Origin of the sequence: Rufibacter aurantiacus, assembly GCF_017916345.1 — a bacterium.
GTDB lineage: Bacteria > Bacteroidota > Bacteroidia > Cytophagales > Hymenobacteraceae > Nibribacter > Nibribacter roseolus.
Genome location: NZ_JAFMSV010000005.1, coordinates 433,071 through 448,563, shown reverse-complemented (window position 1 = coordinate 448,563; position 15,493 = coordinate 433,071). Strand labels below are relative to the sequence as shown.

The following is a 15,493-nucleotide window of genomic DNA, read 5'->3' as shown; positions in this document are numbered from 1 at the left end:
GGACAATTATGAAAAAAGCTTTACTCTTGCTGGTGGTCCTTTTCTCCTGGGGTATGGCTCAGGCTCAGGATTTGATCATTAAGCGCAACGGCGAGGAGATCTCGGCCAAGATTCTGGAGATCACCCCTGATCTGGTGAAGTACCAACGGGCTGATTACCTGGAGGGACCTCTCATCTCTATCCTCAAAAAAGAGGTGTTCATGATTAAGTATGCTAATGGCAGCAAGGAAACCTTCAACGCGCCGGTGCCCTCGGTGAGTAACAGTGTCACTACCCCAACTGCCACCACTTCTGATAACCAACTGATGCCCCACGTGAAGCTAAGCGGCCCCCGGCTGGGGTTCACCCTCATCTCCGGTTCCCTCGCAGACAAAGCCAAGGAGGAATTCAATGTAAACCCGTTTCTCACGCAGTTTGGCTGGCAATTTGAAACCCGGATTTTCACCACCTCCAAGGGCATGTCTGGTTTGTTTGAGTTCATTCCCTTGGTGGGCGGTCTGGAGCAAGGTAAGTTTGTGCCAAGCCTCAATGCCATGGTGGGGCTGCGCGGACCCAAAGGCTTTGAGTTTGGGGTGGGGCCCAACCTTACGCCCGCCAGTGCCGGGGTGGCTTTCGCCATTGGTACCAACTTTAAATCTGAGGGAATCAATTTCCCTGTGAACCTGGCTTTTGTACCCGGTAATGGCGGCGTGCGGTTCAGCCTTTTGTTCGGGTTCAATTCAAGACAATTTTAACTGCGTACACCTATGAAAGCCTTTACTTACCTGTTCCTGCTCTTCTTTTTAGGCGCCTTGCACCAGACCCTGGCCCAGGATATCATCTTCAAAATCTCGGGTGAGGAGATTAAAGCCAAAGTGCTGGAGATTACCCCAGACAAGGTGCAGTACACCCAACCAGCCAAGTTTGCCGACAGCCTCTTCACCCTCGCCCGCAAAGAGGTTTTCATGGTGAAGTACGCTAACGGGGAAAATGAACTGATGCACCCACCCGTAGAGGAGAAAGGAACCACACCTGTTCTTTCTTCTCAGGATATGTACCGGCAGGGCCAGATGGATGCCCGGCAGTATTACAGGGGCACCAATGCCGTGCTGGGGTCTATAGGGGCAACGCTGTTGTTGGGCATCCCGGGCACCGTGCTCATCGCGGCCATACCGCCCAAAGTCAATCCCAAGGAAGTACCCAACCCTGCCCTGCTAAGCGACCAGTATTATTACAATGGTTACCGGCACCAGGCCCACAAACGCAAAGTAGGCAAAGCGGCCATTGGCGGAGGCATCGCCTTGGCCGCGTTTGTGGCTATTCTGGCCTCTATACCGTCCACCCAATAATTGAAAAAGCTGTTCAGGGGTCGTTTTTTAAAAACGCACGGGTAACACAGGTTAACCTTGTCAACTGCCCTGCGCTTTGGGCCTGTTTTTAGAAAAGCAGGCCCAAAGCGCAGGGCTTTACTATTGAGAGAAAACAGTTACCCGAAACCAAAGAATGCCTCCCGTTTATCTTGAACAGGAAGACCGCTCAATTGAATTTCCCCGGATAAAAACAGAATAGGCCAAAGCGTTAATCTTGTGTTAAATAGGGAAAGGTTGTTTTATCAATATAAAGATTTTGCTATCTTTTATGCTACTTTGCTTTGGCAAACCCAGACCTGCGAAATACTGGCTCCAGACTTCCCTACAGCATAAAGCAATCTCCTTACAATATGCTTTTTCAGTTCCGTTCCATAGTGGTGAGGCTTGTGGCATTGCTCCTGCTGATGTTGGGCAATGGTGTGGTGGATGCGAAAACAAAGGAGACCGGCAAACCCCGCAACCACCCCAAACTGTCTCTGCCAGCTTTGGGCAGAACGCTTTCCTCCTTTTCCATCCCCTTCCTTTTTGCCGGGGATGATTCTGCCTCCTCCGTAATTCCCTTCACCCGGGCCGGCAACCTGATTCTGCTGCAGGCCCGTGCCGATACCACCTTGGGCAACTTCATTCTGGATACCGGCGCCCAAAACCTGGTCCTCAACATCACCTATTTCCGGGATTACCCCAAGACCCGGGACAGCGGCGCGCAGCGGACCAGTGTTACCGGCTCCACCGCCGGGGTAAGTAAAACGGTGGTAAAGAATTTCACCCTGGGCACCCTCCGCTACAACCGGCTCAAGGCAGATTTAACCAGTTTAGGGCACTTAGAGAACACCAAAGGGGTTAAGATATTAGGGCTGCTGGGCATGGAACTGTTCAGGCAGTGTGAGATGATCATAGATTACGAGCGAAGCCTCATTTACCTGCACCAGATAGGCAAAAAGGAAGCCGATACGTACCGAAGCGCTTTCCTGCGGGACACTTCCACTTACCACAACATCCCCATTGACCTGAAGGACAACCGCATCATTGCCCATACCGAGATGGCTGGCAAGAAAATTGATTTCATCATTGATTGCGGCGCTGAGACCAATATCCTGGACAGCCGTCTGCCCAACAAGGTCTTTGAGAACGTAGAGATTACCGGCAGGGTCTTGTTGAGCGGCACGGGCAACCGGAAGATTGAGGCCCTTCGCGGCGATATGAAGAACGTCAGGTTCGGAACCCAGGACATTCCCTCGCTGCCGGTGCTTATCACCAGCCTTGAGAACACCTGCTTTTCCTACAACGGCTGTATCAATGGGGTGCTGGGGTTTGACTTCTTGGCAGTGAACAATAATAAAATAGGCTTTAATTTTGTGAGGCGCGAATTATACATATGGAAATAAACACAGACCGGTCCTGTCTACTGCGGCTTCTCCGCCTTTGCTGGTGCACCCTCTTGTTGGGGTTGGCCCTGCAGGTGCAGACCTATGCCCAGGCGCCGGTTAAAAAATACATGGTCAGAGACGGCAAGATGTTCATTGAGCTGAGCAAGAAGATCTCCCCGGCCGCCCTTGACTCTTTCCTGGTGCAGTTCAATCTCACAGACGTTGGCCTGAAACAGTTCTTCAGAACCCAATCCGCTGATTCCCTCTTTCAGCAGGGCTGGCGGATGGAGCAGAACAATAACCAAGTGGTGGTGTTCAGCAAGCCCCTCATGGTGTTTGAGGATATCAAAGACCCGGTAGACCGCATCATCTTCAGTGACAAAGAGGGTTACCGACAGGCGCTTTTCCCGGTCATCAACCAGAATGTGGTGTTTGGCCATAACCGGTTCAAAAACAAGAAGGCTTTCCCAGAGAAAGACTCTGTGGTCACTTTTTACCTCCGCAATGCCTTGCAAGCCAGGAACGTGTTTCTGGCCGGCAGTTTCAATCTATGGGCCCCTAACAAGCTGACCATGGCCAAAACTGACAGCGGCTGGATCGCCCGCGTTCCGCTGCAGCCCGGTAAGCACTGGTACAAGTTTGTGGTGGACGGCAATTGGACCATTGACAGTGAAAACCAACTGCGGGAGAATGACGGCCGGGGGAACGTAAACTCTGTGTATTACAAGACCAATACGGTTTTCAGGCTTCCGGGCTACCCCAACGCCAAGCGCGTGTACCTGGCGGGTTCCTTCAACAACTGGCGCGAACGCGACCTCCTGATGAACAAAACCGCTAAAGGCTGGGAGTTGCCTCTGTTTTTATCCCAGGGCACGCATATCTACAAGTACATAGTGGACGGAGAGTGGCACCATGACCCCACCAACCCCGAAACCGTTCCCAACGAACACAACAGCGTCAACTCCATCCTGCGGGTGGGGCCAACCCGCTTGTTTAAACTGGATGGCTATACCTCAGCCAAAGCGGTCTTCCTGGCGGGCTCTTTCAACAACTGGCGGGATTTTGAGTTGCCCATGAAAAAGACCGCCACTGGTTGGGAGCTTCCTTACTCCATCGGGCCGGGAAACTACTCCTACAAGTTCAAGGTGGACAACCAATGGATACTGGACCCGGCCAATCCCTTGAAAGTGGGCAACCCCGAGGGTACGGGCAACTCTTACCTCATCATCTCCCCCAACCATACTTTCCGGCTGAAGAATTACGGCAAGGCCAAGGAAGTCTATGTGGCCGGGGACTTCAACAATTGGGATCCCAAGGCGCTTCTTATGAGAAAAGAAGGAAACGACTGGGTTTTCAATGTCCATTTACCCATAGGTAAGAACCGCTATAAATTCATTGTAGACGGTGAGTGGATCATTGACCCGGACAACAAACTCTGGGAACAGAACGAGCACCACACTGGAAACTCCATTATCTGGATTGAACAATAGTTGTTTATCTTAACAAGGATTTTCCAGCCAGACTTTGTCTGTTTTAAGGCCATTTTGCGCAAAACACCCATGAAACAAAACCTCGCTTCTGTCCTTTCCTGCCTTCTGCTGAGCGCATGTACTGTTACCCAACCAGAGGTGAGACCGTCTTTGGAACAACAGGGGCTTATTTCTTTCGTGGATCCCCTGACCCAGTCCCTCTTCAATGACAAGGCCTCCACCATCTCCGAGGAGAACATCCAGCGGATGCTACAAGCGTCTTACAAGCTTCCATCCCCCATAAGGGTGGCGGTGGTGAACCTGGAAAACGCCGCGGTAAAAAGGTACCAGTGGACCGATGAGACCTACCAGAAAAGCCAGCAGGCGTACGCCGATCTTCTGGAAGACCACCTGAAAAAATCCGGAAAAGTAACCAAAGTGACCATTGTCCCTGACCTGCTTCTGCCTCAGCCGGCCACTTTCACGGGCTTGCGGGAAGCTGCCGTGCGGATGCAGGCTGACCTAGTGCTGGTCTATTCCTCTACCCATGACATGTACTCCCAGTACAAGCTCTTTTCCAAGTCTGATATCAAGGCCTTTGCCACTACTCAGGCTCTCCTGCTGGACGTAAGAACCGGCATAGTGCCTTTCTCGGTCATCATCACCAAAGACATGCTTGGTCAGAAAAAGGAGAACGAGTTAGACCAGCAGGAAGCCAGAAGACGCATCCAGCAGGAGGCCGTGATGCTCACCCTCCAGGAAATGGGCCAGCGCCTGCAGGACTTCCTCAAAAACAGCTAAGCTGGTATTGACCTCCGGTTGATTTTTGCAGATTCTGACTGCCTACAGCCTTGGAAGCCAATTCAGGCCTGATTCTGTGAAAACAACTCTAAAATGCCCGGTATCGTTTTAAGAAGTTGGACTTTCAGGGCAAAGCCAAACATTTTCCCTGCTGTTCAAATAATTTAGAGTAACTTTGCAGTCCATAAGACAAACTCAACTTATGGCTTCTGCTAAATACATTTTCGTTACGGGAGGTGTTACTTCTTCACTAGGAAAAGGCATTATCTCCGCTTCTTTGGCTAAACTTCTGCAAGCGAGAGGTTTCTCTGTAACCATCCAAAAATTCGATCCTTATATCAATATCGATCCGGGTACGCTGAACCCCTATGAACACGGGGAATGCTACGTAACCGAAGACGGCGCCGAAACGGACCTTGACCTGGGTCACTACGAGCGCTTCCTCAATACCCCCACTTCGCAGGCCAACAACGTGACCACGGGTCGGATTTACCACAACGTGATCACGCAGGAACGTAAAGGTGAGTACCTGGGCAAAACCGTGCAGGTGGTACCCCACATCACTGATGAGATCAAGCGCCGCATGCTGGCCTTGGGCGAGACCGGAGAGTTTGACGTGGTCATCACCGAGATTGGCGGTTGCGTGGGCGATATTGAGTCTTTACCCTTTATTGAGGCGGTGCGCCAGCTGCGTTGGGACCTGAACCCCAATGACACCGTAGTTATCCACCTCACCTTGCTCCCCTACCTCAAAGCCGCCGGCGAACTCAAGACCAAACCAACCCAGCACTCGGTGAAAGCCCTGTCTGAGTCCGGTGTGCAACCAGACATCCTGGTTTGCCGTTCTGAGCACCCTATCCCTTCTGAGATGCGCCGCAAGATTGCCTTGTTCTGCAACGTGGCCCCTAACGCCGTGATTGAGTCGCTGGACGCCGAGACCATCTATGACGTGCCGCTGCTCATGAAAAAAGAGAAGCTAGACGAGCGCGTGATCAAGAAACTGAAACTCACCAGCCGCCAGGACATCAACCTGGACTCTTGGAAAGAGTTTCTGGGCCGCCTGAAGAACCCCACCGAGGAAGTCAGCATTGCCCTGGTAGGAAAATACGTGGAGCTTCCGGATGCCTATAAATCCATCATAGAGTCTTTCATTCATGCGGGTGCAGCGAACGAGTGCAAAGTACACCTGAAATCCATCCAGTCTGAGTTCATCACCGCCGAGAACGTGCACATGCACCTGGAAGGCATGAACGGCGTGTTGGTGGCCCCTGGCTTCGGCGAGCGCGGCTTTGAGGGTAAACTGGAGGCCATTCGCTACGTGCGCGAAAGCCACATTCCGTTCTTCGGGATCTGCCTGGGTATGCAGTGCGCGGCCGTTGAGTTTGCACGCAACGTGCTGGGGCTGAAAGATGCCGCCTCCACTGAGATGAACCCTAACACACCCTATCCTGTTATTGACATGATGGAGGAGCAGAAGAACATAACCCAGAAAGGCGGCACCATGCGCCTGGGTTCTTATATCTGCGACCTGAAGAGAGGCTCCAAGGCCCAGCACGCCTACGGTAAAAGCCATATCTCAGAGCGTCACCGCCATAGATATGAATTCAACAACCAGTACCTGCAGGCCTTTGAGGAGGCGGGTATGGTGGCATCGGGCATCAATCCAGACACCGGCCTGGTGGAAGTGATTGAGTTGCAGAACCACCCTTGGTTTGTGGGCGCCCAGTTCCACCCAGAACTGAAAAGCACGGTGCTTGCCCCGCACCCACTGTTCGTGCGCTTCATCAAGGCCGCCATCACCCAGTCTAAAAACAAAAACAAATAACCCTTCTTATCACTTATGGATAAAAATTCAGCAATAGGCATGGGCCTGATTGCCATTCTCATACTGGTATACAGTATTTTCTTTATGAAAGGGCCGGAAGAACAACCGGCGCAAAAAGTAACAAAGTCTACTACCGCCTCCGCGGCCACCCCAAACCAGACACCTGTAAATGATTCTTTGGCCAACGCCCAACGGGCGGCACAGCTAGGGGCCTTTGGGGGGCTGGCTACCGGGCAGAACCAGACCACCTTACTGGAGAACAAAGTGCTTCGCGTGTCTCTGGGCACCCAGGGAGGTAAAGTAGAGGAAGTAGAGCTTAAAAATTACAAAACCTGGGACAAGAAGCCATTGGTGCTGTTTGACACCCAGACAAGCCAGCAGGAATTCAGCTTCCAGACCAAAGACGGCAAAACCATCCGTTTGTCAGACCTGTTCTTCCAGCCATCGGCGGTATCTAACGTCACGGTGAACGAAAAACCGGCCAAGGCCATCACCTTCACCGCACAGGTGGCTCCAGGCCAGTCTATTGAGCAGGTGTACACTTTGCAGGACGATTCTTACGAGGTAGGCTACCAGCTGAACTTCAGAGGCATGGAAGCCCTGGTAGCCCAGCAACCTATTCTCCTTACCTGGACCGATAAGCTGAAGCGCCTGGAGAAAGACATCAAGCAGAACCGCAGCCACTCCACCATCAACTACTACACCGCCGACGAGAGTTTTGACAAGCTTTCTGCCAGCGCCACGGAGACCGAGACGGAGAAACTGGAGGAGCCGGTGAAATGGGTGGCCAACAAGCAGAACTTCTTCACCGCCGCCATCATCGCGCAGAACAACTTCGCCAATGCCGAGTTAACGGTTGAACCCAACGATGCAGACACCACGCAGGTGAAAACCCTGCGCTCCAAACTGACCATTCCGGCAGCCGATGCTCTGACCGGGAAAGCCAACTTCACCTACTTCTTCGGCCCCAATGACTATGATGTCTTGAAGAACGTGTCAGAAGGCTTTGACCGCAACCTGGAACTGGGCTGGGGCATCTTCTCCTACGTGAACAAGTACCTCATCATCCCAGCGTTTGACTTCCTGGAGGATTTTGTGCCTTCTTACGGCATCATCATCATCCTGCTAGTACTCTACATCAAACTCCTTTTGAGCCCACTGACGTACAAGTCTTACATCTCCATGGCCAAGATGAAGGTGCTGAAGCCGGAGATCGATGCCATCAAAGAGAAGAACGACGGTGACATGCAGAAGACGCAGGCCGAGACCATGTCTCTGTACTCCAAGATGGGTGTGAACCCCATGAGCGGCTGTATTCCTATGCTGCTGCAGATGCCTATCCTGTTCGCGATGTTCAACTTCTTCCCTAACTCCATAGAGTTACGCCAAGAGCCGTTCCTGTGGGCGCATGACCTGAGCACCTACGATGTGTTCGCGATGCTGCCGTTCACCATTCCGTTCTATGGAAACCACGTGAGTATGTTCACGCTCCTGATGACGGCCTCTACCATTCTGTACACGTGGTCTAACAACCAGGTGAGCACCGTGCAGGGACCTATGAAGTTTTACTCATACCTCATGCCGGTGATCTTCATGTTCGTGCTGAACAGTTTCCCGGCCGGTCTGAGCTTCTATTACTTCGTGTCTAACATCGTTACCTTCGGGCAGCAGGCCTTAATCAGACGCTTCGTAGACGATGCCAAGATCCGGAAGAACCTGGAAGATTACCAGGAGAAAAACAAAGGCAAGGAGCCAAAAGGAGGCTTCCAGAAACGCCTTCAGGAAGCCATGAAAGTAGCCGCTGAACAGGAAGCCAAACGCAAGAAAGGCACCAAATAAGGTCAACTTCACCAATGAGAAAAAGCCCGGTTTGTACCGGGCTTTTTTGTTTTTACAGCCTTTCCACCCACTTAATACCTTTCTGTTTTACAAATAATTACAACATAACAGACTTAAAACAACTTTAACTCAATCACCCGCTTCAAGGCAATCATTTTGATTTATGGTTGAGTTGTTTGGGGCTGTTTAAGGCTCGATCAACTTATAAGCCCATGAAACGGATTAGCCTCTGGCAGGGCTTCTGCCACGCTCAAAAAACCACCCCTAACCCTTGCAAGGAGGGGAATACCTACTTTCCCGGTTTCGAGCTATCCCATTCTAGACAAATCTCTTTTAAAAGCCATTTAGGTGGCTTAAAACATGGATTCCAAGCGAGAATGCATTAGACAACCGTTTTGAGCTTATTTTGCCGTAAATGGGCTTAAAACGGCATTTATGGCAATGCTTTGCAAAGGGGGAAGCCAGCACAGACCTGTTTAGCTGATCTCTTGTCTTCCCATGTAAGAATGCCCTAAAGTGAGCCCGAAACGATTATCCAGCACCCAATTTGGCAGGTGCCTGTACCCGTAGCAAGAAAGCCTGTAAAGCCGTGGAACATCAAGGAAACAGGTGCCTGCCACCTCAAGAAATAGTCTCACTAACACCGTTTGCCAGCGCACCTAAGAAGATAAAGATCAAGCAACTATGCTGACTTGATTCAACCTGATTGCCAAGCCAGATTTTAACCTAAAATGGGGATAAATAACTTAAAAGTGTTAATAAGTCTCTCTCCATTTTACCTTATCTTTGTAAAAGCGTATGCTCGATCTTGTAGTTAATCGTCTACCTTGCCTTTACACAGATGAAAATCACTTATTACGGACAATCCTGCTTTCTCTTTGACATGGGTGGTACCAAGGTTCTGTTTGACCCTTTCATCACCCCCAACCCTTTGGCTTCGGAGATTGATATAGATTCCATAGAATGCGATTACATCCTGCTCTCCCACGGGCACACAGACCACGTGGCAGACGCAGAGTACCTACTCAAGAAGACCGGTGCCACCCTAGTGGCCACGTTTGAGATTGTGAGCTGGTATCAGAAAAAGGGCATTGAGAACGTTCACCCTATGAACACCGGCGGCAAGGTGCATCTGCCCTTCGGGACGGTGAAAATGGTGAACGCCATCCACTCAAGTTCCCTGCCAGACGGTTCCTACGCCGGATCAGCAGCAGGCTTTGTGGTGGAGAGCGCCGAGAAATCCTTCTACTTTGCCGGAGACACGGCCCTGCACATGGATATGAAACTCATCGGGGACCGCTACCACCTGGATTTCGCGCTGATGCCCATCGGGGACAACTTTACCATGGATGTGGAAGATGCGCTGATAGCCGCCAACTACGTGAATGTGAAAAAAATCATCGGGATGCATTATGACACCTTCCCGTACATAGAAATTGATCATGTGGAGGCGTTGGAACTTGCCCGGCGCCAGCAGAAGGAGTTGATTTTGATGGAGATTGGTCAAACTTTAGAACTGTAACCTGAAGAATGGGAAAGATAATTGCCGTTGCTAACCAGAAAGGCGGGGTGGGAAAAACCACTTCGGCCATTAACCTGGCAGCCAGCTTAGCCGCATTAGAGTACAAAACCCTGCTGGTAGATGCTGATCCGCAGGCCAATGCCACTTCTGGCATCGGGTTTGACCCGAAAGACATTGAGAACAGCATCTATGAGTGCATGGTGGACGGTGTGAAAACCGAGGACATCATCCTGACCTCTCCTATTGATTTTCTGGACCTCATCCCTTCCCACATTGACCTGGTAGGTGCTGAGGTAGAGATGATTAACCTGCCCAACCGCGAGGAGAAGATGAAGCAGGTGTTGGTGCCGCTGAAGGAGAAATATGATTTCATCATCATTGACTGCTCTCCTTCCCTGGGCCTTATCACGGTGAACTCTTTGACCGCTGCAGACTCGGTGATTATTCCGGTGCAGTGTGAGTACTTCGCCCTGGAAGGTCTGGGCAAGCTCCTGAACACCATCAAGATCATCCAGTCAAGGCTGAACCCAGACCTGGAGATTGAAGGCCTGCTGCTGACCATGTACGATGTGCGTCTGCGCCTGTCTAACCAGGTGGTGGAGGAAGTGAAGATGCACTTCCAACAGATGGTGTTTGACACCATCATTCCAAGAAACGTGAAGTTGAGTGAATCTCCTAGTTTTGGAGTGCCGGCCATTCTCCACGACGCGGAAAGTAAGGGAGCCATCAGCTACCTGAACCTGGCGCGTGAAATTGTGGAGAAGAACGGTGTGGCAGTTGCCCAATAGTACCTTTAGTCTAAAATATTTACATGTCTGATAATTCAGCCAAGAAGAAAGCAGGGGGCCTTGGAAGAGGCCTCAATGCCCTTATCACGGGGCAATATGATCGTAAAGCCCCAGCAGAACAACCAGAATCAACATCATCCACCCCTAACGCTGCCAACACCATCGCAGATATCAGCTTAAACCAGATTGAAACCAACCCCTTCCAGCCGCGAACCCACTTTGACCAAGTGGCCCTGGAAGAATTGGCTGAGTCTATCCGCATCCAAGGCATTATCCAGCCTATCACGGTTCGTCAGCTTAGCGCCGATGCTTACCAGTTGATATCTGGGGAGCGCCGCTACCAGGCCGCCAAAATGGCTGGTCTGGAAACCATTCCGGCGTACATCCGCAAAGCCGATGACCAGCAGATGCTGGAGATGGCTTTGATTGAGAACATCCAGCGGGAAAACCTCAACGCCATTGAGATTGCCTTGAGTTACCAGCGCCTGCTTTCTGAGTGTAGCCTGAAACAGGAGGAACTGGGGGAGCGCGTGGGCAAGAAACGGACCACCGTTACCAACTACCTGCGTCTGCTCAAATTACCCCCGGACATCCAGATCGGGATCAGGGACAACCTCATCTCCATGGGCCACGCCCGCGCCGTCATCAACATTGAAGACGTGGATAAGCAGCTGGAGGTATACCGCAAGATTGTAAACGAAGAACTGTCTGTGCGGAAAGTGGAGGAACTGGTGCGCAATATCAACCTGGCGAACAAAAAACCAGACCCACAGACGAAATTAGACCTGCATCCGTTTGAGAATGAAGTGAAACGTGTGGAGTCCAGGTTGTCTTCCTATTTTGGCACCCGCATCCACGTGAAAGCCTCTGCTGAAGGCAAAGGGGAAATTAAAATCCCGTTTGTGTCTGTAGATGAGCTCAACCGTATTCTGGAAATCTTAAACTACGCCTAACATGCGGCAGCTCGCGGCCCTGTTTCTCTTCCTGGGTATTTCTTTCGGCACTAGCCTCACCAGCACCGCGCAGGTGGTGACCACCGGGGCAGACTCCGCCCGGGTGGCTACCCCGGCAGTGGTGGAGGCGCCAGATACCACCCGGAAATGGAAACCCATTAGCCAATGGAGCCGCCCTGCCAAAGCCGCGTTCTATTCTGCGGTGCTGCCCGGCCTGGGCCAGGCCTACAACAAAAGCTACTGGAAAATTCCTTTGGTGTACGCCGCCGGTGGGGTCATTGGGTTCTTCATCTATGACAACAACCGCAAGTACCAGGACTTTGCCAAGGCACTGCGGATAAGACTGGACGGTGACTCCACCACCGTAGATGCTTACGCCAACACCACCGGTGTGTATTCGGCAGACTTAGCCAATAACCAGGGCACCCTTAACCTGCGTCGCTCCCGCGATTTCTTCCGGAAGTACCGTGACCTGGACATCATCCTGGGGGTGGTGGCCTGGGGCCTGAACATTATGGAGGCGCACGTAGATGCCCACCTCAAAGCCTTTGACGTAAGCGAGGAGCTTTCCCTTCAATTAAAACCCAATCTTCAGCACATGGGCGGTACCACCTCCTACTCGGCAGGCCTTACCCTCCAACTGAACCTCAAATAAACTATGCGCATATTACTCATTGGCTACGGCAAAATGGGCCAAACTATTGAGCGCCTTGCTGTGGCCAAAGGCCATGAAATAGTGGGAGCCCTCACCGTACATGACGCCGATAAACTTTCTGGCTATACCGCAGACCAGGTAGACGTGGCTATTGAATTCACCAGCCCAGACGTGGCCCTGGGCAATATCATCACCTGCTTTGAGAAAAAGATTCCTGTGGTAGTAGGCACCACCGGTTGGTTGCAGCATCTGCCCCAGGTGAAAGCCAAACGCCATGAATTGCAGGGTGCGCTTTTCTACGCCTCCAACTTCAGCGTGGGCGTGAACCTTTTCTTCCACTTCAATGAGTACGTGGCCCAGAAAATGCAGCAGTACCCAGAGTATAACGTACAGGTAAAGGAGATTCACCACGTGCACAAGCTGGACAAACCCAGCGGAACCGCGCTTTCCATTGCCGATGGTATTCTGAAGCACTTTCCAGAGAAACAGGGTTGGATCAATGACGTGTCACAGGAACCTAACTTATTGGGTGTGGTCTCTGAACGCGAAGGTGAAGTTGTAGGAACACATATTGTGCAATACACCTCAGAAAACGATACCTTTGAGTTACACCACATTGCCCACAGCAGGGAAGGATTTGCCTCTGGCGCTCTTTTGGCCGCTGAGTGGTTGCCCGGTCGCCAGCCAGGTATTTACGGCATGACTGATCTGCTACAACTCTAACCTTGATTACATGAGTATCCGATTCTGGACCAAGAAAGAAACCAAGCCCAAACAGAAGAAAGGCTTTTTCAGAGAATGGGGAGACGCCATTCTTTTTGCCGTTGTAGCGGCCACCTTAATCAGGTGGGCTACCTTTGAGGCCTACACCATTCCTACGCCGTCCATGGAGAAGTCTTTGCTGGTGGGAGACTATCTCTTCGTGAGCAAACTGCACTACGGGCCGCGCACGCCTATCACACCGTTGCAGGTGCCCTTGACGCACCAAACCATCTGGGGCACCAACATTCCCTCCTACTCAGATGCCATCCAGCTGAAATCTTACCGCCTGCCCGGTTTCTCTACCGTGAAGAACAACGATGTGGTGGTGTTCAACTGGCCTGCCGATGTGGCCCACCCCACTGACCTCCGGATGAATTACATCAAACGCTGCATTGGTATTGCCGGCGATAAGATCCAGATGAAGGACATGCAGGTGTACATAAATGACAAACTGGTGCCTGAGCCGGAAAGAGTGCAGTACGCCTACGGTCTGCTTACCACCACGCCCATCAACGAGAAGTTTTTCAAGGAGAACGACATCACAGATGTGCAGGAGGCTTTCGGGGGCGTGGGTTACGTGGTGCATACCACCCCGGCAACGGCAGCCAAACTCAAAGGCTTTGACTTCATTAAAGAAGTGGTTTTGTACAAAGACAGCATCGGCTCTGTGCGGGCAGATGTATTCCCGTTCAAGCCGTCCATGTACCCTTACAACAAAGACAACTTCGGCCCTTTTATCATCCCCAAGAAAGGCATGACCGTGGACATCAACCCCCAGACCATTCCTTTTTACGAGATGGCCATCAGGAAATACGAAGGTTTTGGCAAAGATGAAGTGACTGTCTCAGATGACAAAATCCTTATCAAAGGCCAGGAAATCAAGCAATACACCTTCCAGCAGAATTACTACTGGATGATGGGCGATAACCGCCATAACTCTGAAGACTCCCGTTACTGGGGTTTTGTGCCCGAGGATCACGTGGTAGGAAAAGCCGTCCTGATCTGGATGTCCGCTGACCCTACCGAGACCCTGTTCAACAAAATTCGCTGGAGCCGCATCTTCAAAGGCATTGAATAACTCATTAACCTTTGGGATTATTGAAATAAAGAGACCCTGAATTGAAAAACCCCTCCTAAAGTGATCTCAACAATTGAGTGCTTAAGGAGGGGTTTTTCTTTGGTACCTTTCTTACGGGTAGATCCAACTACTCCTTTCTCTTATTGGTGGATCACCTAGTTTGGGCCTTCTGTTTTAGGGCTGATTTTTAGAAACAAGGAGAGAAACGGTGCTCTTTATAGCTTGAAAATTGTAGATTGTACTGGTATACTATAATCAGCTGTACCATTCAAATCTTCTGCGATGACCTTAGCATTACATGAAAAATCCTCCCCAAAAGAGATAGAGGAAAGATTCAACAAGGATGTGGATCGCTTCTCAAACTTAGACACGGGGCAACTCTCCACCATTGACGCCCCGCTTTGTCTGGAACTGATGACGGCCGCTGCACAGCATGCCAACCCAAGGGCAACCCATCTTCTGGACCTTGGTTGCGGCGCCGGTAATTTCACCTTAAAGATGCTCTCCAGAATACCAGATCTCAATTGTACGCTGCTGGACCTAAGCAATCCAATGCTGGAAAGGGCACAACAAAGGGCTATGCCTGCAACCAAGGGTGAGATAACCCTGATACAGGGAGACATCAGGGAAGTAAATCTGCCGGAAGAACATTTTGACATCATTCTAGCCGGGGCCGTACTCCATCACCTAAGGGAGGAGGCCGAGTGGGAAGCTGTATTCCAGAAACTCTACAACGTGCTCACCCCCGGTGGCTCCCTCTGGATTTCAGACCTGGTTGTGCATGATGATCCTGGTATCCACCAACTTTTCTGGAGCCGCTATGCAGATTACTTAACAGGTGTAGGCGGAGAAGACTACAAAGACCATGTGCTGGCCTACATTGAAAAAGAAGATTCACCGCGCTCCGTCACCTTTCAACTTGACCTCTTACGCAGAGTAGGATTCAGGCACACCGAGATTTTGCACAAGAATGCTTGCTTTGCAGCTTTTGGGGCTATCAAATAACAGGTCTTATAACTGCCCTCAGAAACTGTGTTCTGAGGAGTTTGCGAAAGACCAAAATTGAACAAACTCTAGGCCTGTTT

The 15,493-nt window shown here is 51.1% G+C and carries 14 protein-coding genes; all 14 read left to right on the top strand.

Features of this window, described 5'->3' with window-relative positions:
- The first annotated feature begins 8 nt into the window (after positions 1–8).
- The 14 genes from J3P34_RS20780 to J3P34_RS20715 all read left to right on the top strand — a co-directional run bounded on the left by J3P34_RS20780 (position 9) and on the right by J3P34_RS20715 (position 15,413).
- Positions 9–734 (top strand): hypothetical protein, encoded by a 726-nt coding sequence (locus J3P34_RS20780; protein ID WP_210490543.1) that lies wholly within the window; start codon positions 9–11, stop codon positions 732–734.
- A 12-nt stretch (positions 735–746) separates the two neighbouring features.
- On the top strand, positions 747–1,328 hold the full coding sequence (locus J3P34_RS20775; RefSeq protein WP_210490542.1) for a hypothetical protein: 582 nt from the start codon (positions 747–749) through the stop codon (positions 1,326–1,328).
- Between the two features lie 371 nt (positions 1,329–1,699).
- Complete coding sequence (locus J3P34_RS20770) at positions 1,700–2,734, top strand: aspartyl protease family protein (RefSeq protein WP_210490541.1); 1,035 nt, start codon at positions 1,700–1,702, stop codon at positions 2,732–2,734.
- Positions 2,725–4,206 (top strand): glycogen-binding domain-containing protein, encoded by a 1,482-nt coding sequence (locus J3P34_RS20765; protein ID WP_210490540.1) that lies wholly within the window; start codon positions 2,725–2,727, stop codon positions 4,204–4,206. The genes J3P34_RS20770 and J3P34_RS20765 overlap by 10 nt, the downstream gene beginning before the upstream one ends.
- A 69-nt stretch (positions 4,207–4,275) precedes the next feature.
- The gene (locus J3P34_RS20760; RefSeq protein WP_210490539.1) at positions 4,276–4,986 is read left to right on the top strand and encodes a hypothetical protein; all 711 of its coding nucleotides are present in this window, start codon (positions 4,276–4,278) and stop codon (positions 4,984–4,986) included.
- 202 nt (positions 4,987–5,188) lie between these two features.
- Complete coding sequence (pyrG, locus tag J3P34_RS20755; RefSeq protein WP_210464579.1) at positions 5,189–6,811, top strand: CTP synthase; 1,623 nt, start codon at positions 5,189–5,191, stop codon at positions 6,809–6,811.
- A 15-nt stretch (positions 6,812–6,826) separates the two neighbouring features.
- Positions 6,827–8,650 carry a membrane protein insertase YidC gene (gene yidC, locus J3P34_RS20750; RefSeq protein ID WP_210490538.1) on the top strand — a complete coding sequence of 608 codons (1,824 nt, stop codon included), beginning with the start codon at positions 6,827–6,829 and terminating at the stop codon, positions 8,648–8,650.
- Between the two features lie 841 nt (positions 8,651–9,491).
- Positions 9,492–10,172 carry a metal-dependent hydrolase gene (locus tag J3P34_RS20745; RefSeq protein ID WP_210490537.1) on the top strand — a complete coding sequence of 227 codons (681 nt, stop codon included), beginning with the start codon at positions 9,492–9,494 and terminating at the stop codon, positions 10,170–10,172.
- An 8-nt stretch (positions 10,173–10,180) separates the two neighbouring features.
- The gene (locus J3P34_RS20740) at positions 10,181–10,960 is read left to right on the top strand and encodes a ParA family protein (RefSeq protein WP_149091568.1); all 780 of its coding nucleotides are present in this window, start codon (positions 10,181–10,183) and stop codon (positions 10,958–10,960) included.
- A gap of 23 nt (positions 10,961–10,983) precedes the next feature.
- Positions 10,984–11,913, top strand: a complete 930-nt coding sequence (locus J3P34_RS20735; protein ID WP_210464576.1) for a ParB/RepB/Spo0J family partition protein — start codon at positions 10,984–10,986, stop codon at positions 11,911–11,913.
- A 1-nt stretch (position 11,914) separates the two neighbouring features.
- Complete coding sequence (locus tag J3P34_RS20730) at positions 11,915–12,568, top strand: DUF5683 domain-containing protein (RefSeq protein WP_210490536.1); 654 nt, start codon at positions 11,915–11,917, stop codon at positions 12,566–12,568.
- A 3-nt stretch (positions 12,569–12,571) separates the two neighbouring features.
- Positions 12,572–13,291, top strand: coding sequence for a 4-hydroxy-tetrahydrodipicolinate reductase (gene dapB / locus J3P34_RS20725; protein ID WP_210490535.1), 720 nt, complete (start codon positions 12,572–12,574; stop codon positions 13,289–13,291).
- Positions 13,292–13,301: 10 nt separating this feature from the next.
- Positions 13,302–14,408, top strand: coding sequence for a signal peptidase I (gene lepB / locus J3P34_RS20720; RefSeq protein ID WP_210490533.1), 1,107 nt, complete (start codon positions 13,302–13,304; stop codon positions 14,406–14,408).
- 282 nt (positions 14,409–14,690) lie between these two features.
- Positions 14,691–15,413, top strand: a complete 723-nt coding sequence (locus J3P34_RS20715; RefSeq protein WP_210490532.1) for a class I SAM-dependent methyltransferase — start codon at positions 14,691–14,693, stop codon at positions 15,411–15,413.
- Positions 15,414–15,493 lie beyond the last annotated feature (80 nt).

What these genes read in the sequence shown, in the direction of transcription:
- J3P34_RS20775 (WP_210490542.1), top strand. Translation starts at nt 747, where the DNA reads ATGAAAGCCTTTACTTACCTGTTCCTGCTCTTCTTTTTAGGCGCCTTG.
- J3P34_RS20780 (WP_210490543.1), top strand. Translation starts at nt 9, where the DNA reads ATGAAAAAAGCTTTACTCTTGCTGGTGGTCCTTTTCTCCTGGGGTATG.
- J3P34_RS20765 (WP_210490540.1), top strand. Translation starts at nt 2,725, where the DNA reads ATGGAAATAAACACAGACCGGTCCTGTCTACTGCGGCTTCTCCGCCTT.
- J3P34_RS20715 (WP_210490532.1), top strand. Translation starts at nt 14,691, where the DNA reads ATGACCTTAGCATTACATGAAAAATCCTCCCCAAAAGAGATAGAGGAA.
- J3P34_RS20740 (WP_149091568.1), top strand. Translation starts at nt 10,181, where the DNA reads ATGGGAAAGATAATTGCCGTTGCTAACCAGAAAGGCGGGGTGGGAAAA.
- yidC (WP_210490538.1), top strand. Translation starts at nt 6,827, where the DNA reads ATGGATAAAAATTCAGCAATAGGCATGGGCCTGATTGCCATTCTCATA.
- J3P34_RS20745 (WP_210490537.1), top strand. Translation starts at nt 9,492, where the DNA reads ATGAAAATCACTTATTACGGACAATCCTGCTTTCTCTTTGACATGGGT.
- pyrG (WP_210464579.1), top strand. Translation starts at nt 5,189, where the DNA reads ATGGCTTCTGCTAAATACATTTTCGTTACGGGAGGTGTTACTTCTTCA.
- J3P34_RS20730 (WP_210490536.1), top strand. Translation starts at nt 11,915, where the DNA reads ATGCGGCAGCTCGCGGCCCTGTTTCTCTTCCTGGGTATTTCTTTCGGC.
- dapB (WP_210490535.1), top strand. Translation starts at nt 12,572, where the DNA reads ATGCGCATATTACTCATTGGCTACGGCAAAATGGGCCAAACTATTGAG.
- J3P34_RS20735 (WP_210464576.1), top strand. Translation starts at nt 10,984, where the DNA reads ATGTCTGATAATTCAGCCAAGAAGAAAGCAGGGGGCCTTGGAAGAGGC.
- J3P34_RS20760 (WP_210490539.1), top strand. Translation starts at nt 4,276, where the DNA reads ATGAAACAAAACCTCGCTTCTGTCCTTTCCTGCCTTCTGCTGAGCGCA.
- lepB (WP_210490533.1), top strand. Translation starts at nt 13,302, where the DNA reads ATGAGTATCCGATTCTGGACCAAGAAAGAAACCAAGCCCAAACAGAAG.
- J3P34_RS20770 (WP_210490541.1), top strand. Translation starts at nt 1,700, where the DNA reads ATGCTTTTTCAGTTCCGTTCCATAGTGGTGAGGCTTGTGGCATTGCTC.